At 51.9% G+C, this 25,629-nt stretch carries 24 protein-coding genes; 14 read left to right on the top strand and 10 right to left on the bottom strand.

Features of this window, described 5'->3' with window-relative positions; translation table 11 throughout:
* The first annotated feature begins 186 nt into the window (after window positions 1-186).
* The 3 genes from phoP to H4F65_RS01835 all read left to right on the top strand — a co-directional run bounded on the left by phoP (window position 187) and on the right by H4F65_RS01835 (window position 3,586).
* Complete coding sequence (phoP, locus tag H4F65_RS01845) at window positions 187-876, top strand: two-component system response regulator PhoP (RefSeq protein ID WP_010275760.1); 690 nt, start codon at window positions 187-189, stop codon at window positions 874-876.
* Window positions 873-2,327, top strand: a complete 1,455-nt coding sequence (phoQ, locus tag H4F65_RS01840; protein WP_010275763.1) for a two-component system sensor histidine kinase PhoQ — start codon at window positions 873-875, stop codon at window positions 2,325-2,327. The genes phoP and phoQ overlap by 4 nt, the downstream gene beginning before the upstream one ends.
* Window positions 2,328-2,464: 137 nt before the next feature.
* Window positions 2,465-3,586 (top strand): ribosomal protein uL16 3-hydroxylase, encoded by a 1,122-nt coding sequence (locus H4F65_RS01835; protein ID WP_010275766.1) that lies wholly within the window; start codon window positions 2,465-2,467, stop codon window positions 3,584-3,586.
* Window positions 3,587-3,663: 77 nt separating this feature from the next.
* Here the strand turns inward: H4F65_RS01835 and pepT are convergent, their stop codons facing one another.
* A complete protein-coding gene (gene pepT, locus H4F65_RS01830) occupies window positions 3,664-4,896 on the bottom strand; it encodes a peptidase T (RefSeq protein ID WP_010275770.1) in 1,233 nt (410 codons plus the stop codon).
* A gap of 359 nt (window positions 4,897-5,255) precedes the next feature.
* Between pepT and potA the strand changes: the two genes are divergently transcribed.
* The 6 genes from potA (at window position 5,256) to H4F65_RS01800 (ending at window position 10,897) form a co-directional block, all read left to right on the top strand.
* The gene (potA, locus tag H4F65_RS01825) at window positions 5,256-6,371 is read left to right on the top strand and encodes a spermidine/putrescine ABC transporter ATP-binding protein PotA (protein ID WP_010275774.1); all 1,116 of its coding nucleotides are present in this window, start codon (window positions 5,256-5,258) and stop codon (window positions 6,369-6,371) included.
* On the top strand, window positions 6,355-7,215 hold the full coding sequence (gene potB / locus H4F65_RS01820) for a spermidine/putrescine ABC transporter permease PotB (RefSeq protein WP_010275778.1): 861 nt from the start codon (window positions 6,355-6,357) through the stop codon (window positions 7,213-7,215). Before potA ends, potB begins: the two co-directional genes overlap by 17 nt.
* Window positions 7,212-7,988 (top strand): spermidine/putrescine ABC transporter permease PotC, encoded by a 777-nt coding sequence (gene potC, locus H4F65_RS01815; RefSeq protein WP_010275782.1) that lies wholly within the window; start codon window positions 7,212-7,214, stop codon window positions 7,986-7,988. The genes potB and potC overlap by 4 nt, the downstream gene beginning before the upstream one ends.
* Before the next feature lie 100 nt (window positions 7,989-8,088).
* The gene (potD, locus tag H4F65_RS01810) at window positions 8,089-9,132 is read left to right on the top strand and encodes a spermidine/putrescine ABC transporter substrate-binding protein PotD (RefSeq protein ID WP_010275785.1); all 1,044 of its coding nucleotides are present in this window, start codon (window positions 8,089-8,091) and stop codon (window positions 9,130-9,132) included.
* 205 nt (window positions 9,133-9,337) lie between these two features.
* On the top strand, window positions 9,338-9,970 hold the full coding sequence (locus H4F65_RS01805; RefSeq protein ID WP_010275788.1) for a YbhB/YbcL family Raf kinase inhibitor-like protein: 633 nt from the start codon (window positions 9,338-9,340) through the stop codon (window positions 9,968-9,970).
* Window positions 9,971-10,030: 60 nt separating this feature from the next.
* Window positions 10,031-10,897, top strand: coding sequence for a helix-turn-helix transcriptional regulator (locus H4F65_RS01800; protein WP_010275791.1), 867 nt, complete (start codon window positions 10,031-10,033; stop codon window positions 10,895-10,897).
* 118 nt (window positions 10,898-11,015) lie between these two features.
* Here H4F65_RS01800 and prc read toward each other — a convergent pair whose 3' ends face one another.
* The 3 genes from prc to H4F65_RS01785 form a co-directional block, all read right to left on the bottom strand.
* Entirely contained in the window at window positions 11,016-13,031 is a 2,016-nt protein-coding gene (gene prc / locus H4F65_RS01795; protein ID WP_010275794.1) for a carboxy terminal-processing peptidase, read from the bottom strand.
* Window positions 13,032-13,050: 19 nt separating this feature from the next.
* Window positions 13,051-13,824 (bottom strand): RNA chaperone ProQ, encoded by a 774-nt coding sequence (proQ, locus tag H4F65_RS01790; RefSeq protein WP_010275797.1) that lies wholly within the window; start codon window positions 13,822-13,824, stop codon window positions 13,051-13,053.
* An 84-nt stretch (window positions 13,825-13,908) separates the two neighbouring features.
* Complete coding sequence (locus H4F65_RS01785; protein ID WP_010275800.1) at window positions 13,909-14,415, bottom strand: GAF domain-containing protein; 507 nt, start codon at window positions 14,413-14,415, stop codon at window positions 13,909-13,911.
* Window positions 14,416-14,722: 307 nt separating this feature from the next.
* Here H4F65_RS01785 and yebS point away from each other — a divergent pair, with 307 nt between their 5' ends.
* The 4 genes from yebS (at window position 14,723) to H4F65_RS01765 (ending at window position 20,563) form a co-directional block, all read left to right on the top strand.
* Entirely contained in the window at window positions 14,723-16,003 is a 1,281-nt protein-coding gene (gene yebS / locus H4F65_RS01780) for a membrane integrity lipid transport subunit YebS (protein WP_010275803.1), read from the top strand.
* 2 nt (window positions 16,004-16,005) lie between these two features.
* Window positions 16,006-18,645 carry a PqiB family protein gene (locus H4F65_RS01775; protein WP_010275807.1) on the top strand — a complete coding sequence of 880 codons (2,640 nt, stop codon included), beginning with the start codon at window positions 16,006-16,008 and terminating at the stop codon, window positions 18,643-18,645.
* Between the two features lie 146 nt (window positions 18,646-18,791).
* Entirely contained in the window at window positions 18,792-20,246 is a 1,455-nt protein-coding gene (gene rsmF, locus H4F65_RS01770; RefSeq protein WP_010275810.1) for a 16S rRNA (cytosine(1407)-C(5))-methyltransferase RsmF, read from the top strand.
* 125 nt (window positions 20,247-20,371) lie between these two features.
* A complete protein-coding gene (locus tag H4F65_RS01765) occupies window positions 20,372-20,563 on the top strand; it encodes a YdfD/YebW family protein (protein ID WP_010275816.1) in 192 nt (63 codons plus the stop codon).
* Window positions 20,564-20,582: 19 nt separating this feature from the next.
* Here the strand turns inward: H4F65_RS01765 and H4F65_RS01760 are convergent, their stop codons facing one another.
* Together H4F65_RS01760 and H4F65_RS01755 are read right to left on the bottom strand one after the other, a co-directional pair.
* Window positions 20,583-21,278 carry an extensin-like domain-containing protein gene (locus H4F65_RS01760; protein WP_039319613.1) on the bottom strand — a complete coding sequence of 232 codons (696 nt, stop codon included), beginning with the start codon at window positions 21,276-21,278 and terminating at the stop codon, window positions 20,583-20,585.
* A 39-nt stretch (window positions 21,279-21,317) separates the two neighbouring features.
* The gene (locus H4F65_RS01755) at window positions 21,318-22,385 is read right to left on the bottom strand and encodes a malate/lactate/ureidoglycolate dehydrogenase (RefSeq protein WP_010275823.1); all 1,068 of its coding nucleotides are present in this window, start codon (window positions 22,383-22,385) and stop codon (window positions 21,318-21,320) included.
* Window positions 22,386-22,622: 237 nt separating this feature from the next.
* Between H4F65_RS01755 and H4F65_RS01750 the strand changes: the two genes are divergently transcribed.
* A complete protein-coding gene (locus tag H4F65_RS01750; RefSeq protein WP_010275825.1) occupies window positions 22,623-23,105 on the top strand; it encodes a cupin domain-containing protein in 483 nt (160 codons plus the stop codon).
* A 42-nt stretch (window positions 23,106-23,147) separates the two neighbouring features.
* Here the strand turns inward: H4F65_RS01750 and H4F65_RS01745 are convergent, their stop codons facing one another.
* The 4 genes from H4F65_RS01745 to ftnA all read right to left on the bottom strand — a co-directional run bounded on the left by H4F65_RS01745 (window position 23,148) and on the right by ftnA (window position 25,513).
* Complete coding sequence (locus tag H4F65_RS01745) at window positions 23,148-23,294, bottom strand: hypothetical protein (protein ID WP_010275828.1); 147 nt, start codon at window positions 23,292-23,294, stop codon at window positions 23,148-23,150.
* 333 nt (window positions 23,295-23,627) lie between these two features.
* On the bottom strand, window positions 23,628-23,840 hold the full coding sequence (cspG, locus tag H4F65_RS01740; RefSeq protein ID WP_010275831.1) for a cold shock protein CspG: 213 nt from the start codon (window positions 23,838-23,840) through the stop codon (window positions 23,628-23,630).
* 528 nt (window positions 23,841-24,368) lie between these two features.
* Window positions 24,369-24,725: a YebY family protein gene (locus H4F65_RS01735; RefSeq protein WP_080718583.1), complete on the bottom strand. Its 357-nt coding sequence runs from the start codon at window positions 24,723-24,725 to the stop codon at window positions 24,369-24,371.
* Between the two features lie 281 nt (window positions 24,726-25,006).
* The gene (ftnA, locus tag H4F65_RS01730) at window positions 25,007-25,513 is read right to left on the bottom strand and encodes a non-heme ferritin (protein ID WP_010275837.1); all 507 of its coding nucleotides are present in this window, start codon (window positions 25,511-25,513) and stop codon (window positions 25,007-25,009) included.
* Window positions 25,514-25,629 lie beyond the last annotated feature (116 nt).

Below are 25,629 nucleotides of genomic sequence, written 5' to 3'. Positions count from 1 at the left end.
CCATAACACCAACCATTTCCAGCCTGTTTATACCCGGTTTATTCTCCCTGTGGATAATTTAACAAATAAAATAAATAACGTTCTCTGCGTATAATGTTGATACGCGGGAGCGACATACGTGAAAGATAGGGTGCATAAAGGTATTTTGATAAATATCATTCTATCTATTCGACAGAGGATATAGCGATGCGGATTCTGGTCGTTGAAGATAATGTATTATTGCGCCACCATTTAACCGTTCAGATGAACGAAATGGGGCATCAGGTTGACGCGGCGTCTGACGCCAAAGAAGCGGATTATTTTCTGCATGAAAATATGCCGGATATCGCCATTGTCGACCTCGGGCTACCTGATGAAGACGGCATGAGTATGATCCGTCGCTGGCGCACCCATCAGGTCAAGCTCCCGATTCTGGTGCTGACCGCCCGTGAAGGCTGGCAGGACAAAGTTGCGGTGCTGGAAGCCGGTGCAGACGATTACGTGACGAAGCCGTTCCATATGGAAGAAGTCGTGGCGCGCTTGCAGGCACTGATGCGGCGCAACAGCGGACTGGCCTCGCAAGTCATCAGCCTGCCGCCTTTTGAGATCGATTTATCGCGCCGCGAAATGATGATCCACAGCAGCCCGATCAAGCTCACCGCGTTTGAATACACGATTATCGAAACGTTGATTCGTAACAAAGGCAAGGTCGTCAGCAAAGAGTCGCTGATGTTGCAGCTGTACCCCGATGCAGAACTGCGGGAAAGCCACACCATCGACGTATTGATGGGGCGGCTACGCAAGAAAATTCAGCAGGCAGAAGCGCCGGATGTGATCACCACCGTACGCGGACAAGGATATCGCTTTGATATTGATCCCCCTTCAGGCTCAGCATGAGCGATAAGAAGCTGCCCTTCTCGCTTCGTATTCGTTTTCTACTCGCGACAGCGGCCATCGTACTGGCGCTGTCGCTCGCCTATGGCGTCGTCGCCATTATCGGTTACAGCGTCAACTTTGATAAAACCTCATTCCGTTTGCTGCGCGGCGAAAGTAACCTCTACTACAGCCTTGCGCAGTGGCGCGATAACCAGCTGAATATCGTCACGCCACCCGACGTTGATATCAATTTCCCCACGCTGGTGTTGATATACGACGAACATGGCAACATGCTCTGGCGCGAAAAACACGTTCCCGAGCTGGAAGCGCTAATCAATCCGGAATGGTTAAGCAAGACGGCCTATCACGAGCTGGATACCGACACCGATACCAGCAGCGCGGTATTAACGGGCAACACCTTGCTGCTGAGCAGCTTGCGGGCGCTGAACGGGGCGCACAGCAATGCGTTAACGCACTCCATCGCCGTGAACGTTTACCCCAAGACCGAACATCTCCCTTCCATCACCATTGTCGTGGTTGACCGCATCCCGCAGGAACTCCAGCAGGAAGACGTGGTGTGGGAATGGTTCAGCTATGTGTTGATCGCCAACCTTCTGCTGGTGCTTCCCCTGCTTTGGCTAGGCGCTCACTGGAGCCTGCGCCCTATTCAGCATCTGGTAAAACAGATCGCCGAGCTGGAAAAAGGCACACGCGATCAGTTGGATGAAAATCCGCCGCGCGAGTTGTTTAGTCTGGTGAAAAACCTGAATATCCTGCTGAATAACGAACGTCAGCGCTACCATAAGTACCGCACAACGCTGACTGACCTCACCCACAGCTTGAAAACACCGCTGGCGGTTTTACAGACCACGTTACGTGCATTGCGAACCGGCAAAGAAATCACTATCGATCAGGCTGAGCCTATTATGCTGTCGCAGATCAGCCGCATCTCGCAGCAGATTGGCTATTACCTGCATCGGGCCAGCGTGCGCTCTGAACATAATCTGCTGATACGTGAAGTACACTCGGTTCCGGCACTGTTAGATGGCTTGTGTTCCGCGTTAAATAAGGTGTATCAGCGCAAGGGCGTGGTGTTGACGCTCGATATTCCGCCCGAGCTGACCTTCGTCGGTGAGAAAAATGATTTCATGGAAGTGCTGGGCAATATTCTTGATAACGCCTGTAAGTACTGTCTGGAATTTGTCGAAATTAGCGTGCAATACTCCGATCACAAGTTACATCTGATTGTTGATGACGATGGCCCCGGCATCCACGAAAGCAAGCGCGAAATGATTTTCCTGCGTGGGCAGCGCGCCGACCGTATGCGTCCCGGACAAGGTATCGGCCTTGCCGTTGCGGTCGAAATTATCGAACAGTACCAGGGTGAGATCCTCATCAGCGACAGCGCACTGGGCGGTGCCCGAGTCGAAGCTATTTTCTCCCGCCAGAACCTGAGCCAGAATGAGGGGTGAAAGACAGTACAGCGCGCGATGCTTCCGCTATACTTATCGCCAAAATACTGATTGTTTTAAAATACTGATTATTTCACGGAAAATCATATCTTCAAGAACAGTCATTTCCTCAAAAAAACAAGTTTCTGGAAAACAGTATGGACTATCAGCTCAATCTCGACTGGCAGGATTTTTTAGCGAACTACTGGCAAAAACGTCCGCTCCTGATTAAAGGCGGTTTCACGCATTTTATCGACCCGATATCACCCGACGAACTCGCTGGTCTGGCGTTAGAAAACGAGGTAGATAGCCGTCTGGTCAGCCATCAGAACGGACGCTGGCAGGTAAGCCACGGTCCTTTCGAGAGCTACGATCATCTGGGGGAAAGTAACTGGTCGCTGTTGGTGCAGGCCGTCGATCACTGGCATGAACCCTCTTCTGCCTTGATGCAGCCCTTCCGACAACTGCCGGACTGGCGCACCGATGATTTGATGATTTCATTTTCCGTTCCCGGCGGTGGCGTAGGGCCACATCTGGATCAGTATGATGTTTTCATTATTCAGGGAACGGGGCGTCGCCGCTGGCGCATCGGTGAAAAAATACCGATGAAGCAGCACTGTCCGCATCCTGACCTGCTTCAGGTCGATCCGTTTGACGCCATTATTGATGAGGAGCTGGAACCGGGCGATATTATCTATATCCCACCGGGTTTCCCGCACGAAGGCTATTCGCTGGAAAACTCGCTGAACTACTCGGTGGGTTTCCGAGCGCCGAATGCTCGCGAGCTGGTCAGCGGCTTTGCGGATTATGTGCTTTCCCGCGAACTCGGCAGCTATCGCTACAGCGACCCTGATGTTCCACCCCGCGATCATATCGCCAGCGTACTGCCGCAAGAGCTGGATGCGCTGCAAAAAATGATGCTGGAGCTGGTGCAGCAGCCGGAGCATTTCCAGAACTGGTTTGGTGAATTCATCTCCCAGTCCCGTCACGAGCTCGATCTCTCACCGCCGGAGCCACCTTATCAGGCAGGCGAAGTGTATGAATATCTGCAACAGGGTGAACCGCTGCGTCGTTTAGGCGGCCTGCGGGTCCTCTGCGTTGGCGATAGCTGCTTCGTTAACGGGGAAAAAGTGAACAGTACGCACAAGGCGGCGTTGTTTGCGCTGGCTGAGCATCCTGCTATTGGTGCAGAACTACTGGGCGACGCGCTGGAAGATCCCTCTTTCCTCGCACAGCTTACCGTTCTGATTAACAGCGGTTACTGGTACTTCGCGGATTAAGACCCATCTTGAATACGGGTTAGTCAAAGAGAAGGCGGGAATGTCCCGCCTTCTTTATCTCTGCAAAATGGCAACGCTTACGGCTTCGCGTGCAGCGCCGTCAACTCGGCAATGCGCATAATTACAGACACCGCCTTTTCCATGCCTTCCAGCGTGACAAATTCATGTTTGCCATGATAGTTGTAGCCGCCGGTAAACAGATTCGGGCACGGTAGCCCTTGAAATGACAGGTGTGCGCCGTCGGTGCCGCCGCGAATCGGCTTCATATTCGGCTCGATGTCGCAATCCCGCATCGCCTGCTGTGCCAACGCAATAATGTGCGGATGCTGCTCAACCTGCTCACGCATGTTGTAATAGGTATCGGTAATCGTGACTTCAATGTAGCAATCCGGGTGAAGCCCCGCGCCGACCTTTTCCGCAATATCCAGCATCGTCTGTTTACGCTGTTCAAAACCGTTGCGGTCAAAATCCCGGACGATGTAATGCAAGTCTGCGCGCTCCACAGAGCCTTTCATTGTGTGAAGATGATAGAACCCCTGATAGCCGTCCGTCTGCTCCGGCGATTGACTCTCTGGCACCTGCTGGTGATAGCGAGAAGCCAATGTCAGTGCATTCACCATCACGCCTTTGGCGCTGCCGGGATGCACATTGTTGCCCACGATTTTCACGTGAACCGAGGCGGCATTAAAATTCTCATACTCCAACTCGCCGACACCACCGCCGTCCACGGTATAGGCCCACTGCGCGTTAAACGCTTTGACATCAAAAAATTGCGCGCCCTTGCCAATTTCTTCATCCGGCGTAAAGGCAATACGAATATCGCCGTGCGGTAACTGGCTTGTCTTTAGACGCACCAGCGCGGTAATAATTTCCGCGATCCCCGCTTTATCATCCGCCCCCAGCAGCGTTTTGCCGTCTGTGGTAATCAGCGTGTGCCCAAGTAATTGGTGTAATACCGGGAACATCACGGGTGACAGCACTTCATCCCCCACGCCCAAGGCAATATCGCCGCCGCGGTAGTTTTCCAGAATCTGCGGATTAACATTCTTGCCGCTAAAGTCCGGTGACGTATCCATATGTGAAACAAAACCGATGGCCGGAACGGGCCAGGCAACGTTTGCAGGGAGCGTCGCCATCAGGCAGCCCTGCTTACTCAGCGTGATTTGCTCAAACCCCAGTTCGAGCAGTTCCTGCTGCAACGCACGCGCCAGTTTCAACTGACCGTCGGTGCTCGGCACCTGCCGAACGCCGGATTTAGACTGTGTATCAAACGAAACGTAATTCAAAAATCTGTCGAGTAATTTATCCATCTTATTTATACCCCCTGAACCCTGAAAGGCATTATGGATAGGGCTACCACGGTAAATATTGCGTCAGGTCAGTTTTTTTCCGATTTAACAAATCGGCAGACCAGAATTCAGGCCAAAAAGCGGTGACCACGTCACGAAGAATGCCCAAATCAGGTAACAATCAGGAAACATACTCCCTCATTCATTAGCTTAATCGCCATCAATCGGCAGTAAGTGGGTCACACAAGTTGGCGTCAGGCAACGTTTCCCGTAAAATGCCGCCCTTAACTGCGCACGCTGGCTGAAAGGTGATAACCCTTGGTACGATCGCAACGGACATACCGTTAATCGGCCAAATCAGGACATAGAGCTAGACCTTAATGAAAGAAAACTCCCTGACTGTGCCGGTCGTTGAATTGCTCAACGTCCATAAAGGCTTTGATGGCAAAGACATCATTTCACATTTTAATCTCACCATTAATAACGGTGAGTTTCTGACGATCCTCGGGCCATCCGGCTGCGGCAAGACCACCGTACTACGTCTGATTGCCGGCCTGGAAACGGTCGATAGCGGCAACGTCATGCTGGAAAAGCAGGACATTACCCACCAGCCCGCCGAGCAACGGCACGTTAATACCGTATTTCAAAGTTACGCCCTGTTTCCTCACCTCAGCGTGTTTGAGAACGTGGCATTCGGCCTGCGCATGCAGAAAACGCCTGCCGCGGAGATTGCGCCACGCGTGATTGACGCGCTGAAAATGGTGCAGCTAGAGGAGCTGGCACAGCGTCGCCCGCACCAGCTTTCCGGCGGCCAGCAGCAGCGCGTAGCCATCGCCCGCGCCGTCGTCAATCAGCCGAAAGTTCTGTTGCTGGATGAATCCCTGTCCGCGCTCGATTATAAGCTGCGTAAGCAGATGCAGAACGAACTTAAGGCACTACAGCGTAAGCTAGGTATCACCTTTATTTTCGTCACGCACGATCAGGAAGAAGCACTGACCATGTCTGATCGCATCGTCGTGATGCGTGATGGACGCATCGAGCAAGACGGTACGCCGCGTGAAATCTACGAAGAGCCGAAAAATCTGTTTGTCGCCAGCTTTATCGGTGAAATCAATATCTTTGATGCCGTAGTGCTGGAGCAGTTGGACGAACAGCGGGTGCGTGCTCAGGTCGAAGGCCACGAATGCGTTATCACCGTCAGCTTTCCGGTCACTGTCGGCCAACACCTCAACGTACTGCTGCGGCCGGAAGATTTACGCGTCGAAGAGCTGGGCGACGGCATGCAGACGGAAGGCATGGTGGGCTACGTGCGCGAGCGCAACTATAAAGGCATGACGCTGGAATCCAACATTGAACTGGAAAACGGCAAGATGGTCATGGTCAGCGAGTTCTTTAACGAAGACGATCCCGACTTCGACCATTCACTCAACCAGAAAGTAGACGTCACCTGGGTGGAAAGTTGGGAGGTAGTCCTGCACGATGAAGAAGTCGCGTAAACGCTTTCAAAACATCATTATCACACTCATCGTTGCCTGGCTGGTGCTGTTTGTTTTCCTGCCCAACCTGATGATCATCGGAACCAGTTTTCTGACACGCGATGACACCCATTTCGTCAGTCTGGTCTTTACGCTGGAAAACTATACGCGACTGGCCGATCCGCTTTACGCGTCTGTGTTACTGCATTCGCTGAACATGGCGGTTATCGCCACGCTTTGCTGTCTGCTGCTGGGCTATCCGTTTGCCTTTATTCTGGCGCGCTTACCGAAAAAAATTCAGCCACTGATGCTATTTCTGCTGATTGTGCCGTTTTGGACCAACTCGCTGATCCGCATTTACGGGCTGAAAATCTTTCTGAGTACACGCGGTCATCTGAATGAATTTCTGCTCTGGACGGGCTTTATCGATACGCCGCTGCGGATTATGTACACCTCCGAAGCGGTGATTCTCGGCCTGATTTATATCCTGCTGCCGTTCATGGTGCTACCGCTCTACTCCAGTATTGAGAAGCTCGATAAATCCTACCTTGAGGCCGCCCGCGATCTGGGAGCCAATAAATGGCAAACCTTCATTCGCGTGGTGACCCCGCTGACCATGCCGGGGATTATTGCTGGCTGCCTGCTGGTGCTGCTGCCTGCCATGGGCTTGTTCTTCGTTGCCGATCTGATGGGCGGAGCCAAGAATTTGCTGATCGGTAACGTCATTAAAAGCCAGTTCCTTAATATCCGCGACTGGCCGTTTGGTGCGGCCACCAGCATCTGCCTGACGCTGGTCATGGGCGTGCTGCTGTTTATCTACTACCGCACAGCCCGCCTGCTGAATAAAAAGGGAGAGCTGGAATGACCGGACGCTTAATCCGCGGTGGATTCATGTTCATCATTTACGCTTACCTGTACATCCCGATCATTATTCTGATCGTGAACTCGTTTAATCAGGCACGTTTCGGCATCAACTGGCAGGGATTTACGCTGGACTGGTATCGGCTGCTGATCAACAACGACAGCCTGCTTCAGGCGGCACAGCACTCACTGACGATGGCCGTTTTCTCTGCGACGTTCGCCACGCTGATTGGATCTCTGACGGCGGTGGCACTGTATCGCTACCGCTTTCGCGGCAAGCCTTTTGTCGGAGGCATGCTGTTCGTGGTGATGATGTCGCCGGATATCGTGATGGCAATTTCGCTGCTAGTGCTCTTTATGCTGCTGGGCATCTCGCTCGGATTCTGGTCGCTGCTGTTTTCCCATATCACGTTCTGCCTGCCGTTTGTGGTAGTGACCGTCTATTCGCGCCTGAAAGGCTTTGACGTGCGGATGTTGGAAGCCGCGCGTGATTTAGGTGCCAGCGAAGTGATTATTCTACGCAAAATCATTCTGCCGCTGGCTATGCCGGCAGTCGCTGCCAGTTGGCTGCTCAGTTTTACGCTGTCGATGGATGACGTGGTGGTGTCCTCATTTGTCACCGGGCCCGCGTATGAGATTCTGCCGTTGAAGATTTACTCGATGGTGAAAGTCGGCGTATCCCCGGAAGTCAACGCGCTGGCAACGATTTTGCTCATTCTGTCGCTGGTGCTGGTGCTCAGTAGCCAGCTGATTTTACGCGACCGCACCGGAAAGTAAGGTAGCGGCAAGCACGATGAATACTGTTATTTTCATATCTGCCTGTAAGAACCTATTCCAGGCGGGTATTTCCTTTGGGACTCGTAAGGAGGTAAACATAATGAAAAAGTGGCCACACCTACTGGCAGCCTGCGCGATGGCGTTTGGCATCAGCACCGCCAACGCCGACGATGGCAAAACACTCTATTTCTATAACTGGACCGAATACGTGCCGCCGGGCCTCTTGGAACAGTTCACGAAAGAAACGGGCATCAAGGTGATTTACTCCACCTATGAATCCAACGAGAGTATGTACGCCAAGCTGAAGACCTATAAGGATAGCGCTTACGATTTGGTCGTGCCTTCAACGTATTTCATCTCCAAGATGAGCAAAGAAGGCATGTTGCAAAAGATTGATACCAGCAAGCTCAGCAACTTCCACAACCTCGATCCGAATCTGTTGCACAAATCCTTCGATCCGAACAATGACTACTCCATTCCCTATATCTGGGGTGCCACGGCGATTGGTATTAATCATGAAATGATTGACCCCGCCAGCGTCACCAGTTGGGCCGATCTGTGGGATACAAAGTACAAGAACAGCCTGCTGCTGACCGATGACGCGCGTGAGGTGTTCCAAATCGCCCTGCGTAAACTGGGTTACTCCGCAAATACCACCGATCCCAAAGAGATTGAAGCAGCCTATAAAGAGCTGCAAGCTCTGATGCCGAACGTGCTGACGTTCAACTCAGACAACCCCGGCAACCCGTTCATCGAAGGTGAAGTCAATCTGGGTATGGTGTGGAATGGTTCTGCCTACGTGGCGCGTCAGGCCGGTACTCCGCTGGATGTCATTTGGCCCAAAGAAGGCGGCATCTTCTGGATGGACAGTCTGGCGATTCCGGCCAATGCCAAAAACGTTGACGGTGCGATGAAGCTGATCGACTTCCTGCTGCGCCCGGAAGTCGCGGCACAGGTCGCGGAAACGATCGGTTATCCGACGCCTAACCTGGCGGCGAAAAAGTTACTGCCGCCGGAAGTGTCAGGGGACAAAACGTTGTACCCGGATGATGAAACCATCGCGAAAGGCGAATGGCAGAACGACGTTGGCAGCGCCAGCACGCTGTATGAAACCTACTTCCAGCAACTAAAAGCGGGTCGTTAATCGCGAGATATCGCGATGCACATCGACTACGCCACGACGGCTTCTCTTATGGGAAGCCGTTTTTACATCACTTGGCAGGCCATAACATCACAACCTATCAAATTGACAGCTAAAAGCATTATCCTGACGGCATTAGGAAAATAATTACGCTCCGCTTCTTCTATAATGATTCCACACCCACCGGAATCACGATAGGAACACCACCATGCTGCAACTCTCCAGCCACAGTTTTCAGGACGGCGACACTATCCCAGGCGAATTTGCCTTTGCCGTACCGGACGCAACGAGCCACATTACGCTGTCTTCTAACCACAACCCCCACCTTGCCTGGAACGGCGCGCCCGAAGGGACACAGTCTTTCGTGTTGGTCTGCCACGACCCAGATGTGCCCAGCCGCGGTGACGATGTGAATCAGGAAGGCCGCGAGGTTAGCGCCGCTCTGCCGCGCGTCGATTTCTACCATTGGTTATTGCTGGACATTCCAGCCAGCATCAATGAAATTCCTGCCGCTTCGCATTCCACTGGCATCACACCGCGTGGGAAAGCAGGTCCGAATGCACCGACCGGACTCCGGCACGGTATCAATGATTACACGGGCTGGTTCGCCACGGACGAACAGATGAAAGGCACCTACTATGGCTATGATGGTCCTTGCCCACCGTGGAACGATGCGATCGTCCATCATTACATCTTCACACTTTACGCTCTCGCGACGCCTGCTTTAACGATAGAAGGTGAACTTAACGGAGCGAATGTCCGCGCCGCGCTGGCTAACGCGCCAGTATTGGCAAAAGCGACACTTACCGGGCTGTATACGCTGAATCCCGCATTATTTTGATAATAAATTGTTGTGATACTCATACGTTATGATCATGACTCGTTATAAGAATAACCGGCCATGGGCGTGACCGCTTTACGCCCTGCTTCTCCGTCTCTTAGTACAGAGGCGGATTGGACATTGCCGTCAGGCCAGCCGCTACAGCGGTATGGCCTGTGTGCGCTAGCTCAGCCTCACTTACGCACGGCACAGCAGACAACGCGTTTCCATTTTTATGAGGCCACACTTCTGCTGGTTCTCTCTGGCCGATTAACCCTTCTTGAACAGAACGAAACGTCGGTTGTCGACACGCCGTCTCAGCTTTGTCTGATTACGCCTGACGCAAGCGCCGATCTGACGAAAACGCCCGGCGGCCATGACCCCGCTTTCCGGTCGATCTTTCTGACGTTTTCATCCACGCTTCTGGCGCGGTTTTATCACCGCTACCCTGAGCAATTGGCTCCTGCACATCATCCGCGTCCCTTCACTACCCTCGCGTTGGATGACGATCTCACCCACACATTGCAGTATCTGGTTGAGGGGATTACGGGCAACGCACTTAATGAATCGCGTCTAGAACTGCGGCTAATGGATATGCTGCTGGCGCTGTCGGAACGGGGATATCGTTTTGGTGCACCTCCACAGCCCGGCGTTACGGCACAGCTGCGTGCGCTTATCAGTGAAGAGCCAGAACGACACTGGACCGCACAGTCTGCGGGTCGCCTGCTGGCGATGAGCGAGGCTACGCTGCGACGGAGGTTATCCGCCGAGCAGACACGCTTTGAAGTATTGTTGCTGGAGACGCGCATGCAACACGCGATGATGCTGGTACAGACGACATCATGGAGTATGCAGCGTCTGGCCGAAGCCTGCGGGTATAAATCCTCAGCGCGTTTTTCCGAACGGTTTAAAACCCGTTTTGGCTGTTCGCCAACCAAGATTCGTTAATCGTCATCTACAGCTCCGCGCTTTCATCCCAAAACGCTCAACGAAAGTTAAAAAAACGCCCTGTTGGATAAACCAGACAGGGCGTTTAATTATCGGAACGATTTTAGCGAATTACTATTTATTCTTTCTGTTCCTGTGCCAAATCGTTAGCGATTTTCACCGTTTCATCCAGATAAGGATCGGGTGCCTGATAGTCCTTCGGCAGATCTTCCAACGATTTGAGCGGTTTTTTACCTTCTCTCGCCAGTCGATCGTTAATCCGCTTCAGACGCATCGCTTCATCATCGTCATTCTCTTTCTCACGCTGGGCAAGATTGAGCGACACGATGTTGCGCTTATCCTTCAGCGCGTTGTAGCGGGCAATATCTTGCGCGACATACTGGAACTCAGGATCTTTGGCGATACGCTCCTGATGATGTTCATTCAGTTTGCTAATCAGTGCCTTCAGATCGCCGCTCTTCGTGTAGTTCGCCGCTTTGATGCTGTCCCACGGTAGCGCGTTATCTTCAAACTTCTCACCGGTATCTACCGTTTCCGTGCCGGTTGGCATCATCACGTCAGGCGTCACGCCTTTCATCTGTGTACTGCCGCCGTCAATACGATAGAACTTCTGAATCGTATATTGCACAGAACCCAGCGCTGGCCAGTCAGGACGCAGCATCTGATCGTAAATCCGATTCAGAGAGCGATACTGCTGCACGGTGCCTTTACCAAATGTCGGTTCACCCACGATCAAGGCACGGCCATAATCCTGCATTGCCGCCGCGAAGATCTCGGAAGCAGAAGCACTGAAACGGTCTACCAACACCACCAGCGGGCCTTTGTAATACACAATGCCGTCAGTGTCGCTGTCTTCACGCACTTTGCCGTTATTATCGCGCACCTGAACCACAGGGCCGCCTGGGATAAACAGACCGGAAAGCCCTACCGCTTCCGTCAGCGCACCGCCGCCGTTAGTACGTAAGTCAATCACAATGCTGCTGACGTTCTGTTTTTCCAGCTTCTGGAGCTGAACTTTCACGTCATCCGTCAGGCCGACATAGAAACCGGGGATGTCCAGCACGCCGACTTTATCCTTGCCGACCGTCTTGACGGACATTTTGACCGCGCGGTCTTCAAGGCGAATGCGTTCACGCGTCAGCGTGACAATGCGGGTTTTCGTCCCTTTGCCAGCAGGAAGAATCTCCAGACGCACCTTACTGCCTTTCGGCCCTTTAATCAGCGCAACGACATCATCCAGACGCCAACCGATAACATCCACCATTGGCTTACCACTTTGGCCTACGCCAACCACGCGGTCACCGACGGTAATGTTTTTGCTTTTCGCTGCCGGACCACCGGGCACCATAGAATTAATCATGGTGTAGTCGTCATCCATCTGTAACACCGCACCAATCCCTTCGAGCGACAGGCTCATTTCGGTATTGAATTGCTCAGTGTTACGCGGTGACAGGTAGCTGGTATGCGGGTCAATTTCACGCGCAAAGGCGTTCATGACGAGTTGGAAAACATCTTCGCTGTTGCTTTGCGCCAGACGGCGAATCGCAAACTGATAACGCTTAGTCAGCGTCTCTTTGATGTCTTTATCATCTTTGCCGGTCAGCTTCAGGCTGAGCCAGTCATATTTTACCTTGGCATCCCACAGGCGGTTAAGTTCACCCACGTTCTGCGGCCAAGGGGCTTTGCTGCGATCGAGCTCAAACGTCTCATTGCCCGTCAGATCGACCGGTTTATCCAGCAGCGACAGTGCATATTGAAAACGTTCAAACCGACGCTTCTGCGCCAGATTGTACAACGCGTACGGAACATCCAGTTGGCCGGATTTCAGCGCGTCGCCCAACTGGGCTTTTTGCCCGGAAAATTGTGCCACATCAGAGGCCAACAGCACGTTGTGGCTGTAGTCCAGCATATTGAGGTAGCGGTTAAAAATTTTCTCAGAGAACTGCGCATCCAGCATAAACTGGCGATAGTGCGAACGCAGGAAACGTGAGGCCACCCTGTCGCTAACGGTCGCGTGCTGAGGCTCCTGATGTAGCTGAGGAATCTGTTCAACACGCGTAATGTTTTCATTTGCAAAACTGGAGCCCGCCAGCAGTAAACCTGCGATGGCGGTTATTTTGACTAAGTTGTTCATGCCCAGGTTGGCCTCCGTATCAGAACTGCAAGTGTTCTGCGCGTACAATCATTGCCAGTCCAGAAGCCAATTGTACTCTGACTTCGCCTTTGGCAATTTCAAGCACGGTGGCATCCATGGCGTCTTTGCCGGCTCTGACTTTGATTTCCTGACCGATTTGCAGTTTGGAAACATCTGTAACCGCGACCCGTTGACGCTCATTGCTGGCAGGCTTTGCCTGACGAGACTGAGCATTCGCGGATTGCTGAGAAGAGGACTGCGATTGGCCGGAAGAAGGCTGACGTGGATTACGCGGTGCGTTGTTTCGAGATGCATTGTTTTGAGACGCATTGTTTCGAGATGCATTGTTTGAAGCATCGCGGCGCGGCGCACGTTTCTGAGCGGGACGAGGGGTACGCGCTGCTTCTGCCGATTCTCCGGCTGCTTCACGTTTTTTCGCCTGTTGCTCAGCACGCTGAGCCTGAACTCGCGCTTTCGCTTCTTCCAATTGCTGACGAGCATGATCGACATGCTGCTGTTCCAACTCACCGCATGGATTACCATCCAGATCCACACGTTGGGCACCCAATTTTACACCGTACAGATACCGCCAGCTTGAGGTATAGAGACGCAGCGCAGAGCGTAATTGCGTCTTACTGACGTTATCGGACTCCGGCACACGCTCAACAAGATCCTGAAAAATACCGATCTTTAACGGACGAGTTTCACCTTCGGTGGTGAAACAAAGCGGGAACCGCTCTGCCAAAAAGGCAATGACTTCTTTACTACTGTTCAACTTAGGTTGATTTTCCATGAAATTTCCTGATTACAACGGGTTTGCCAACCGGCGCAGGCATGAACAGGCGTCATTATAATGACGCCATCGGCAATTGCCACGTTAACCTTGTCTCAACGTGAGAGAATTGATGAATGTCATCACATCGCTCGCTTCCAGTTGAGCACAAAGTACGCTCACCACGGCCTTCAGCCCTTCTTCATCATCTGCGTCAAAACGCTGATAAAGGGTACTGTCAATATCCAGAACGCCAATCGGTTGCCCGTTAACGACAAGCGGTAGCACAATTTCAGCATTACTCGCGGCATCACAGGCGATATGACCAGGGAACGCGTGGACATCATCCACGCGCTGAATGCGATTTTCAGCTATCGCCGCACCGCATACACCTTTGCCAACCGGAATACGCACACAAGCAACCTTGCCCTGAAACGGTCCCAGGAAAAGCGTGTCGTTATCCAACAGGTAAAACCCTGCCCAGTTAACCCCATCCAAACGCTCAAACAGCAGCGCACTGCTGTTTGATAAAATCGTAATAAAACGGTTTTCATCCGCGATGAGCGATGACATGTCGCGAATGAGATCCTGATAAAATTCTTGTTTATTCATACTTGCTTATTCATAAAGTATATCGTTGTCTTTTCAAAACAGTGCGAACCGTTTCCATACAGACTGCATTAGCATCGGTTACAGAATGCCATAAGATTAGCGCCTTCGCGCGAAGAATCATCTACTTTACTGTACCGCTGTCGTGCATATCATGCTATTTCCACCTGTAAAATAATATCGGGCAGAGATCAGAGCCTTATTATGAATTTATCATTCAGTGAGCCTTCAGTTACACTGAATAGCTGTGAATACGTTATCTATCGTGAATATAACGGGACTTACCACCTTCTATCGGATCGCAGGAAAGATGAAAATACAGAGTATAACCAGCCCTGCGCCGTTTCCGTCTCCCCGGCCACCGTTAACCGAGGGATCGAAAAGTACCGTATCTGCGATCGATCGCTATCACCGCTGCCCTGAATGCGATGCCTTTTTTGCGCTACCGCAGTTGAAACGAACTCAGACGGCGAATTGTCCACGCTGCGATGCCAAAGTCAGCTCAGGCCGAGATTGGAACATTTCTCGTCTTGCTGCGATGGCTGTCGCCATGCTGGTACTGATGCCGTTCGCCTTCACTGAACCGTTGATCAGTATTCGGCTGTTGGGCGTCACCATCAATGCCAGCCTGTTTGAAGGCATTTGGCAAATCACTCGTCAAGGGCACCCGCTCACGGCAAGTATGGTCGCCTTCTGTACCGTTGGCGCCCCGCTCACGCTGGTTTTTTCTCTGTTATATCTGTTCTTTGCTCCCCGAATCGGGATGAATCTGCGGCCCATCCTGCTCATGTTGCAACGGCTAAAAGAATGGATGATGCTGGATATCTATCTGGTCGGCATGGCCGTTGCCGCAATCAAAGTCCGTGAATTTGCGGATGTTCAGGCGGGAATCGGACTGGTCGCCTTTCTGGCACTGATGACCTTAAGCCTGTTGACGCTGATTCACTTAAATACCGACCAGCTTTGGCAGCGGTTTTATCCGCGCATGAGGCCGTTGATTGCGCCGGATCGCTATCGAATCTGCCTTTCCTGCCACTTCACCAGTTCACCCGACAACCGGGGTCGTTGCCCCCGGTGCCATATTCCGCTTCGCTTGCGCCAGCGGCAAAGCCTGCAAAAATCCTGGGCTGCGCTCATTGCTTCTATAATTTTACTGATCCCCGCTAACCTGTTGCCCATATCAATTATTTATGTCAACGGTGCGCGTACGGAGGACACGATTTTTTCCGGTATTCTTTCGCTGGCGTCAGGCAATGTTCCGATTGCGCTGGTGGTCTTTATTGCCAGTATTCTGGTGCCGTTTACTAAGGTTATTGTGCTGTTCGGACTGCTGGTGAGTATCCATCTTCGTTCGGAAGGCAACATAATGATGCGCATGAAGATGCTGCGCGTTATCCGTTGGATCGGTCGCTGGTCCATGCTCGATTTATTTGTGATTGCTCTGACGATGTCGCTCGTCAACCGCGATCAATTACTCGCTTTCACCATGGGGCCTGCTGCCTTTTACTTTGGCGCAGCGGTGATTCTCACTATCCTTGCCGTTGAATGGCTGGATAGCCGACTGATGTGGGATAACACTGATGTGGAATAATAATGCAAGATAATACGCCTGGGACACCAACTGAAGCTACCGTGAAGAACAAGCGTCGCCTGTCGCCATTTTGGCTGCTGCCGCTGATTGCGCTGATGATTGCTGGCTGGCTGATTCACACCAATCAGCAGGAGCGCGGCGCAACGGTCACCATCGATTTTGTCTCCGCTGATGGTATTGTCGCTGGGCGTACGCCCGTGCGCTACCAGGGGGTCGAAGTCGGTACCGTGCAAAATATCAAGCTGAGTGAAGACCTGCGTACCATTCAGGTCGAAGCAAGTATCAAAAGCGATATGAAGGAAGCGTTGCGCAGCGGCACGCAGTTCTGGCTGGTTACCCCGAAAGCCTCTCTCGCTGGGGTGTCAGGGCTGGATGCGCTGGTGGGGGGTAACTACATCGGTATGATGCCCGGCTCCGGCGATCCGCAAGAACACTTTTCCGCGCTGGATACACAGCCTAAATACCGCGTGAATACCGGGGAACTGCTGATTCATCTCCATGCCGACGATCTCGGCTCACTGAATACCGGTTCGCTGGTTTACTACCGAAAAATCCCGGTGGGGAAAGTCTACGATTACACCGTTTCCCAGGATAGCCACGGTGTGATGATTGACGTGCTGGTTGAACGCCGCTTTACCCATCTGGTGAAGAAAAATAGCCGTTTCTGGAATGTGTCTGGCTTTAATGCGGACATTAGCGTCAGCGGCGCAAAAATTGAGATGGAGAATCTGGCGGCGCTGGTTAACGGCGCGATCGCGTTCGATTCACCGGAGGAGAGCGAGAATGCGGGAGCCGAACAATCCTACCGCCTCTATCCCGATCTGGCACAAAGCCAGCGTGGTGTGAAAATCACGCTGGATTTGCCTTCCGGCGACAGCCTATCCGAAGGGCGCACCCCGCTGATGTATCAGGGATTGGAAGTCGGCACGCTAAATAAAATCATGTTGAACCCAGACAACGGCAAAGTCAGCGGAGAGCTCATCATCGATCCTTCCGTGGTTTCTCTGATGCGGGAAGGCACGCGTATCGAACTCAGTAAGCCCCAGCTTTCACTCAGCGACCTGAATGTTTCACGTCTGCTGAGCGGCCCAACGCTGACGCTCATCCCCGGTGAAGGCGAACCGCGCCAGCACTTTGACGTACTGGATAGCGGACAACAGCAGCTCACTCAGCCCGGCGCGCTTTCTATTCAGCTCACGGCAGCACAAAGTTATGGCATTGATAGCGGCCAACCCGTGCTGCTGCACGGCGTGCAGGTCGGTCAGGTCGTCAAACGTACGCTGGACGAACAAGGTGTCAGCTTCCTTTTGGTGATCGAGCCGCGATATCGCCAGCTATTACATCGCGACAGCAAATTCATCGTGAACAGCCGAGTGAATGTGAAGATGGGGCTGGATGGGATTCAGGTGCTGGGTGCCAGCGCACAAGAGTGGGTCAGCGGTGGTATTCAGGTTTTACCGGGCAGCAAAGGCGACGTTCAGACGCGTTACCCGCTGTTCAGCGATCTCGAAAAAGCCGAAGAAGGCATTCGCGGTGCCACGCCTTCCCCGACTCTCACCTTAGTGACTGACAGCCTGCCGGATATTCAGGATGGCTCCATCGTGCTGTACCGTAAATTCCAGGTAGGCGAAATCATGCGGGTGCGGCCGAAAGCGGATACCTTCGAGGTTGACGTTTATATTCGTCCCGAACACCGCAAGCTACTGACGGAAAACAGCGTGTTTTGGGCAGAAGGCGGGGCCCGGGTGCAGTTGAATACGTCGGGCCTGACCGTGCAGGCTTCTCCGCTGAACCGGGCGCTTAAAGGGGCGATCAGTTTTGATAATCTGGAGGGCGCACCGGAAATTAAAGGTGGCAAACGCGTTCTGTATAACAACGAAACATCGGCACGCGCCGTGGGGAGCCGCATCATTCTACGCACCTACGATGCCAGCAAACTCGCGCCGGGCATGCCGATCCGCTATCTGGGAATCGATATCGGCCAGTTGGATTCGCTGAAACTGTCCGAGCAGCGTAATGAAGTGCTGGTGCAGGCTGTCCTCTACCCTGAATACGTGCGTAATTTCGCCCGTTCCGGGACGCGTTTTTCCGTCGTCACGCCAGAAATTTCCGCTGCCGGAGTGAATCATCTGGAGACGCTATTCCAGCCTTATATTAACGTCGAACCGGGTAACGGCAGCGTAACGCGGAGTTTTGAGCTGCAGCAGGCCACCATCTCTGATTCTCGCTATCAGGACGGCTTGAATATCAGCGTTGATGCACCGGAAGCCGGCGCGTTGCAGGTTGGTACGCCGGTGCTGTTCCGCGGCATTGAAGTCGGTACGGTAACCGGGCTATCGCTGGGCACGCTTTCCGACCGTATCGCCGTGTCGCTGCGCATCAGCAAACGTTATCAGCATCTGGTGCGCGACAATTCTGTCTTCTGGCTGGCTTCGGGTTACAACCTGGAATTCGGCCTGACGGGCGGCGTCATCAAGAGTGGAACCTTCCAGCAGTTCATTCGCGGCGGTATCGCGTTTGCCACGCCACCCAGTACGCCACTCGCCCCCAAAGCACAGGAAGGAAAGCATTTCCTGCTGAGGAACGAAGAGCCCAAAGAGTGGCGACAATGGGGAACGGCGATTCCAACTCCCAATAATTAAACTCATCACCGGACAGGGCGACCCTATCGTCGCCCTGCCGTTTTCACGCGCCGTCTCGTCGTTTTCACATGATGTATGAAAGATCCGTGCTACACTTCGCCGCTTCTTCCCCTCGTTTTACTGAATAACCTGTACGGAACCACGCCGTGGCAAAATTTACCCCAGCCAGCCTGCCTGCTGAATTTCTCGACACTATGCGGGACATCATGCCTTCATCCCTTTCGATGGAGGATTTTATTGCCGCCTGCCAGCGTCCGCTGCGTCGGAGCATCCGCGTGAATACGTTAAAAATCAGCGTCGATGCCTTTCTTGAGCTTGTACAGCCTTATGGCTGGCAGCTTGAGCCGATTCCCTGGTGTCAGGAAGGTTTCTGGCTGCTGAATGCGGAAGAAGAGAACACGCGGCTAGGCAATACGCTGGAGCACCTGAGCGGGCTGTTTTATATTCAGGAAGCCAGTTCGATGCTGCCCGTCAGCGCCCTGTTCCATCGCAACGATGCGCTGGATACGGTTTTGGACGTCGCGGCCGCTCCGGGTTCTAAAACAACGCAGATCGCGGCCAGATTGAATAACGAAGGGGCTATCGTCGCCAATGAGTATTCAGCCAGCCGGGTAAAAGTGTTGCATGCCAACATCAGCCGCTGCGGCGTCAGCAATACCGCGATTACACACTTCGACGGGCGAGTTTTCGGCGCGGCGCTGCCGGAGTATTTTGATGCGATTCTGCTGGATGCCCCGTGCTCGGGTGAAGGCGTGGTGCGTAAGGATCCTGCTGCGATGAGCCACTGGTCGCAGGAGAGCATTACCGATATTGCGGCCACACAGCGTGATCTGATTCTGAGCGCGTTCCATGCACTGAAGCCTGGCGGCGTGATGATTTACTCCACCTGTACGCTAAATAGGCAGGAAAATCAGCAGGTTTGCCATTGGTTACAGACACAGTTTCCTGATGCGTGCGAATTTGAATCGTTACACGCTCTCTTCACCGACGCCGAACACGCGACAACCGAAGAAGGCTTCCTGCACGTCTTCCCACAGATTTATGACAGCGAAGGCTTCTTTGTTGCCCGTTTGCGGAAAACCGCCAGCATACCGCCGCTGCCACGGCCTGGCTATAAAGTGGGTAAATTCCCGTTCTCTCCGATGCCGCCCAAAGATTCTGCAGTACTCAAACAGGCGGCAAGCAAACAGGGTATTCACTGGGATGAGACGTTACTTCAGCTGTGGCAGCGTGATAGCGAGATCTGGCTCTTCCCTGCGGCGCTGACGTCTGCTTTTGGCAATATCAAATTCTCACGAATTGGCATTAAACTCGCTGAACGCTTCCCTAAAGGTTTCCGCTGGCAACATGAAGCCATTGTTGCGCTGGCCGATCCGAACGCGAAGAATGCCTACGCGCTGACCGATCGCATCGCCTGTGAGTGGTTTCAGGGGAAAGACAGCTATCCAGAACCGCTTCCTGCTGCGGATGAGCTCATTTTAACCTACCAGAACACGCCTGTCGGCCTGGCCAAACGTATCAGTAGCCGGATAAAAAACAATCTGCCGCGCGATTTGGTGCGGGATGGCGCGACCTCCGCTCAGCCTCTTTCTAAAGAATAAATGCGGTTTCTGCATCAGGTGGCGATAAAACCACCTGATGAACCGCCCGTTCTGCCTTTCCTCACTGATTTTCATCTACAATTATCCTGACAGATAGAGAAAATCGGTAATGTCTGGAGAACGGCATGTTTGCATTAGTGATATTTGTTTGTTATCTCGGGCATGGCTGTGACGATGTGGTCGTCGGGGCCTACAACACCGAAGCGCAGTGTCTGCAAGCGATGGACGAACAGCGCCTACGCCGCGCGGGCTGCTTCCCCATCGAAGACTATATTGACGGCTTCTGGATCCCCGCTCAGGAATACGCTGATTTCTAGTTTTCTCACCTGAGTATTTTCATCGACACACGCCAAAACCTCGCATGCCAAAGTGAAAGTGATTAGCATGTGCGGCGTTATATTCCGGCCCCAGCGAATTACCGAAAAAGCGACAGCTTTCCCTGAACGTGGTACGCAAATAGCTGCCGCGTTCGTCCGTTGCCGACCACTGATTCAGGACGCTAACCTGCCGACCGTCAGAGAGACGAAACGCGGCAATATCCCACGCGTCCGCCGTTGCATGCTCACTCAAACGCCCTTCCGGTCGATGGTAGATATTGCGACAGGCGTAGCTACCCATATGATCGATACGCGTCAGCGACGTGCCAAGTGACTGCGCCTGCGGCACCGCGACCTGTGCCACAAACATGGTGCTACTCAGCGCCAGCGGGCAACTGGCAAGAAAACTGGAACTGAGTGTGACCGCACCAAAACTTTGTATCCGGACGGGCGACACTACCGGACATTGCCCACTGATATCATTGGCCTCGGAGAATCGTAGCCGCCCGTTTTCCTGCGCCTGCTTTAATACCGCCAGACAAGCCTCAGGATCGCTGGCGACAGACTTCATTTTCAGCCGAGTTATAAACGTGGGTGGGTCATCAACGGACAGCGGAGAAAAAGGATCGTAGCCAGGCGGGAGTTGACGTTGGATCCAGGGAGCCAGAGCCACCAGCGCCCCGAGTATCATCACAACTATTCCCCATCCCCGCATCCGTTTCGTCTCCCGATTATTGTCTTCTCCTGAATAATATTATGCTATTAACGTGAACTCGGCTGGATTCATCCCCAAAGCGATCCCTGCTTCCACGATTTTCTGCCACTCCTGATCGGACAAGTCAATACCGTCTGCACGACGCTGTGCCTGCGAAATACGCTCCGGTTCACCAGCGATTAAAATAGGCTGTGCCGGATCGGGAGCTGTTGAAGAGCGAACGTAGTCCAGCATCGCATCATATTCTTTCTGCAACCACGCCATAGACACCATACTGGCGGGATCGATAACAATCGTCGTCATGTTATTCACTATCGCCCCCTGACGCGCGTTCTCCGGTTGAATGGTTCCTCCACCAGATAACAGCCCTGCCAGCATTTCAGCCGCTAAAATCAACCCGCCGCCTTTATGCTTCGCAATGGGTTTCAAGGCACCGTGCTTTTCGCCTTCCCACATGACTTTCGGATCGTTCGTGGAAACACCGTGACAATCCAGCATGACCTCTTCATCAAACGTTTTGCCCGCCAGATACGCGACACGGGTTTTCCCCAGCGCAACCACGCTGGTGGCGAAATCCAGAACAAAGGCCGCGTTATGCTCCGTTGGCGGGAATGCAATGCAGATAGGGTTCGTCCCGAAACGAGCTTCGCTGCCACACCAGGGAGCCACAATCGGGTCGAGATCGTTAACGTTGACGAAGTGTATCGACACGAGCCCAGCGTCCGCTGCCATTTCTCCATAGGTGCCGATACGTCCCAAATGACAGGTAGACGATAGCGTCATTAAACACACGCCCGTCGTTTTCACTCGCTCAATAGCCGCCTGCATCGCTTCTTTACCCGTACGCTGGCCAAAACCGCGATCGCCAGTAAATTGCAGCACCGCCCCACCGTCACGCACTAAACGCGCTGGTGTATTCGGGTGCATGATGCCTTTCTCGATGAACGCCACATAATGTGGCAACATCCCCACGCCGTGGCTGTCATGCCCTTTTAGATTCGCGGCCACAAGGTGTTCGGTGACAGTTCGAGCTTCGTTTTCTTCACATCCTGCTTTTTGCAATACGCTTTGTGTCGTCGCCATCAGACGGCTGGCTGAAATCTGCATATCTATTCCCTTCATCTACTGATTTACGCTTCACCGGTTTCATCCTACTGCGGAACTGGAGTGAATAAAATATAAACAAATCAAGCAATATGCCAATCAGTGCGATTGCTTTAACCATCTGGTGAAGGATTTCCCCCAGCAGTACCATCCCCGACGTTGTAAGACGTACGCAGAGACGGCTGACATATATAGGGTTTTGCCTGCTCATCGGACATAGATAATATGGATTTTATTTAAATGAAAAAGACATCGCGTTTTATTCTGGCGCTTGCCGGATTGTTGGTTTCCGTTACGGCTTATTCCGCAGTGCTTCCCTCATCTCACGCGGAGGAAGCACGGATACCCGCTATCAAACTGATCAATACACCCGACAATCACTCGGCCTTCGTAACAGGCCGCGTGCCAGCTCTGGAAAAAATCACCGCACAGAAATTTTGGCTCAGTAATTCTACTGAAGACTGGGAGAAGAATGTCCACCCGGCACCGCGCAAGCAATATGTCATCACGCTGAAAGGCACGTTGAAATTTCGAGTTAGCGATGGTTCCACTTTTCTGCTTTCTCCTGGAACCGTCTTGATTGCCGCCGACACTCAGGGAGAAGGACATAGCTGGGAGATGGTTGAAGGGACTGAATGGGTTCGGATTTATATTCCAATTGTGGATGAGAGCGATTATTTCACCCCCGATGCATCGGCCACCGTCGCGCCTAAAGCGCACTAACTTTTCGCTGCATATTGGCGACAGAAGCCCGTCGCCAACCTATTAAGCCTTATTCGCATCAAACGGATCATCGACATCATCCTTGCTGTCATCACGTTTGCGCGGAATCTCCCCCTGATCTTTTGGTGCATCTTTTGCCGGATGGTCATTTTCATCCTTGTGTTTGGTGCCCGTATTTTTCTCAGTCATTGTTTCCTCCCATTACGTCGTGTTCTATAAACTTAGTCGATAACGGCTATAAACGGAATATGAACCTGTCGATTAGATTGTGATAAAAGGCATTTTATAATGAAGGTAAAGAAATTATGTCCTTTCGCTATACCGTAGTTAATGAAACTGAACGCTTACGGATGATGAGGAATAAAATAATATAGGCTGCTGAGTGCTGAAGATAAAATTCAGTAAGCGGTGATGAGATATAAAAACAAAAAACCCCAGCTTTACGCTAGGGTTTTTTTATTGCTTTTCTTGGCTGCTCCGGTTTACACCATCATCGCTATCGCAAGAGAAACATTAATTCAATTACAGCGCGACAACGTTGCCAGCTGCTGGGCCTTTCTGGCCGTTTTCGATGGTGAACTCAACCTTTTGGCCTTCGTCCAGCGTTTTGAAATCGTTGCTCTGAATAGCAGAGAAATGTACGAATACATCTTTGCTGCCATTGTCAGGAGTAATGAAACCAAAACCTTTACCAGCGTCAAACCATTTTACTAAACCAGTCATTTTATTAGACATAAATATTACCTTAATTTGTATAGTGCCTTCCGGCAAATAGGGCCTGTGCACAGAATTTAATTAGCAACGATAAGGAGGCTCAAAAGAAGGGATATCTATGGATAACACTTGGAAATGAGAACTGCTTTACTAAACTGCTTTTTAGGTCTGCGAATCAAACCGACGAGCTATTAACGCACGTATGAAAACCTTTAGCAAGCATTTATTTTAAAAGCCTTTAAAAGGTACGCAGAGACGAAACTCGCCTCGTACCGACATCTTAATTGACAAAAATCGTCAACCGATACATCAAAAAAAAGACTGAACACGATTCCTGTATTCAGTCTAGGGAAATGGCTCTTGGGAGAGCCGTGCGCTAAAAGTTGGCATTTATACAAGCTGTACTAGCCTTGTAGACTTAAGCTTAGCCAACTCCCTCGCGTTTTCCAGCTTTAACCTATTCGCAATCATCACAAATGGAACAGATTTCACACTTTACCTTAACCATAAAGAAGTAATTATTTAACATTAATAAGCAAATCAATCACTTCATGGTTTAGCGTCTGGCTTACATAACTGCTCTGCACGCTCGATAAATGGCTGAAGGCTTTTTTTCTGTCCAGGATGCTTAGGATCGTCCAGCCAGATCGCATCTATCGGTTGCGCGCTCACCTGCCCGGATTTCATTTGCGCAATGGCAACATCGTTTAGCGGATATTGCATCAGCGTCCCGGTATGTAAGGCGTACAGCGCATTGCCAGGGCGGCAAATCAGTTGAACTTCCTCACGCGTGAAAGCCCAGCGATCGCCGTATTCAAACCGGCTGATATTTGCCAGTTTAGCGGCAGCAAAGGCATTCACAGAAAGTGAAGTAAGCACGATGGATAGCAAAAATTTCTTCATCATGGTATTCCCGACATGGCGTATTCAAACAATGATGTGTGAGTTTTGCAGCCTTATCCGAATCAGAGAAAGACAGCCTCAACCCTTATAAAACAGAATGTTGTATATCACGACTGATGCGATCATAGCGACAGAGGAAGGTGAAGTCGAGTACGGAGTTCGGGAATAATATCGGTAATTTGGTACTGGCAGAAAGGGCGTTCGGGAAGGGAAAAGGCGGGATAAGGAGAATATTATCCCGCGTCATTCAACTACTTATTGGCCGACAGAAGCGTCGTTTGTCATTAGGTTGACGGTGCCGCCGCAGACATTTTTTTCAGGTCCTGATCGATGAAGAACAGGCCGCCTTCGCTGGCTTTGACTAACGCCAATTTGTCCAGAATAGAACGGAACAATTTCTCTTCTTCGTGCTGCTCAGCAACGTACCATTGCAGGAAGTTGAATGTAGAGTAATCCTGCAGCGCCATCGCCTCATGCGCCAGCTCATTAATTTTTGCAGTGATCAGCTGTTCGTGTTCATAGGTCAGCTTGAAGACATCAGCCAGTGAATCAAAATCAATCGGCGGTGCAGCAATCGCGCCTAATACAGGCAGGCTTCCGGTGTCGTCCAGATAGTCAAACAGGCGCTGCATGTGCTGCATTTCTTCCTGAGAATGCGTCTTCAGGAAACTGGATGCGCCTTCAAAACCTTTGTCACCGCACCATGCGCTCATTTGCAGATACAAATTCGCGGAATAAAACTCCAGATTAAGTTGCTCATTCAGCTTCTGAATCATTTCTTTTTTTAACATGTTAACTCCCTATTTTCCCGGCAGGTGAAATTATTCAGGGCATTATGCCTGAAAAAATAAAATAAAAAACACTTTATTAACATTGATATTCAATTAACAAAAAACACCATTTAAAC

It is taken from the genome of Pectobacterium brasiliense (assembly GCF_016950255.1).
Taxonomy (GTDB): Bacteria; Pseudomonadota; Gammaproteobacteria; order Enterobacterales; family Enterobacteriaceae; genus Pectobacterium; species Pectobacterium brasiliense.
Note: the sequence above shows the minus strand (reverse complement) of the source record. Positions and strands in the feature narration are given on the sequence as shown.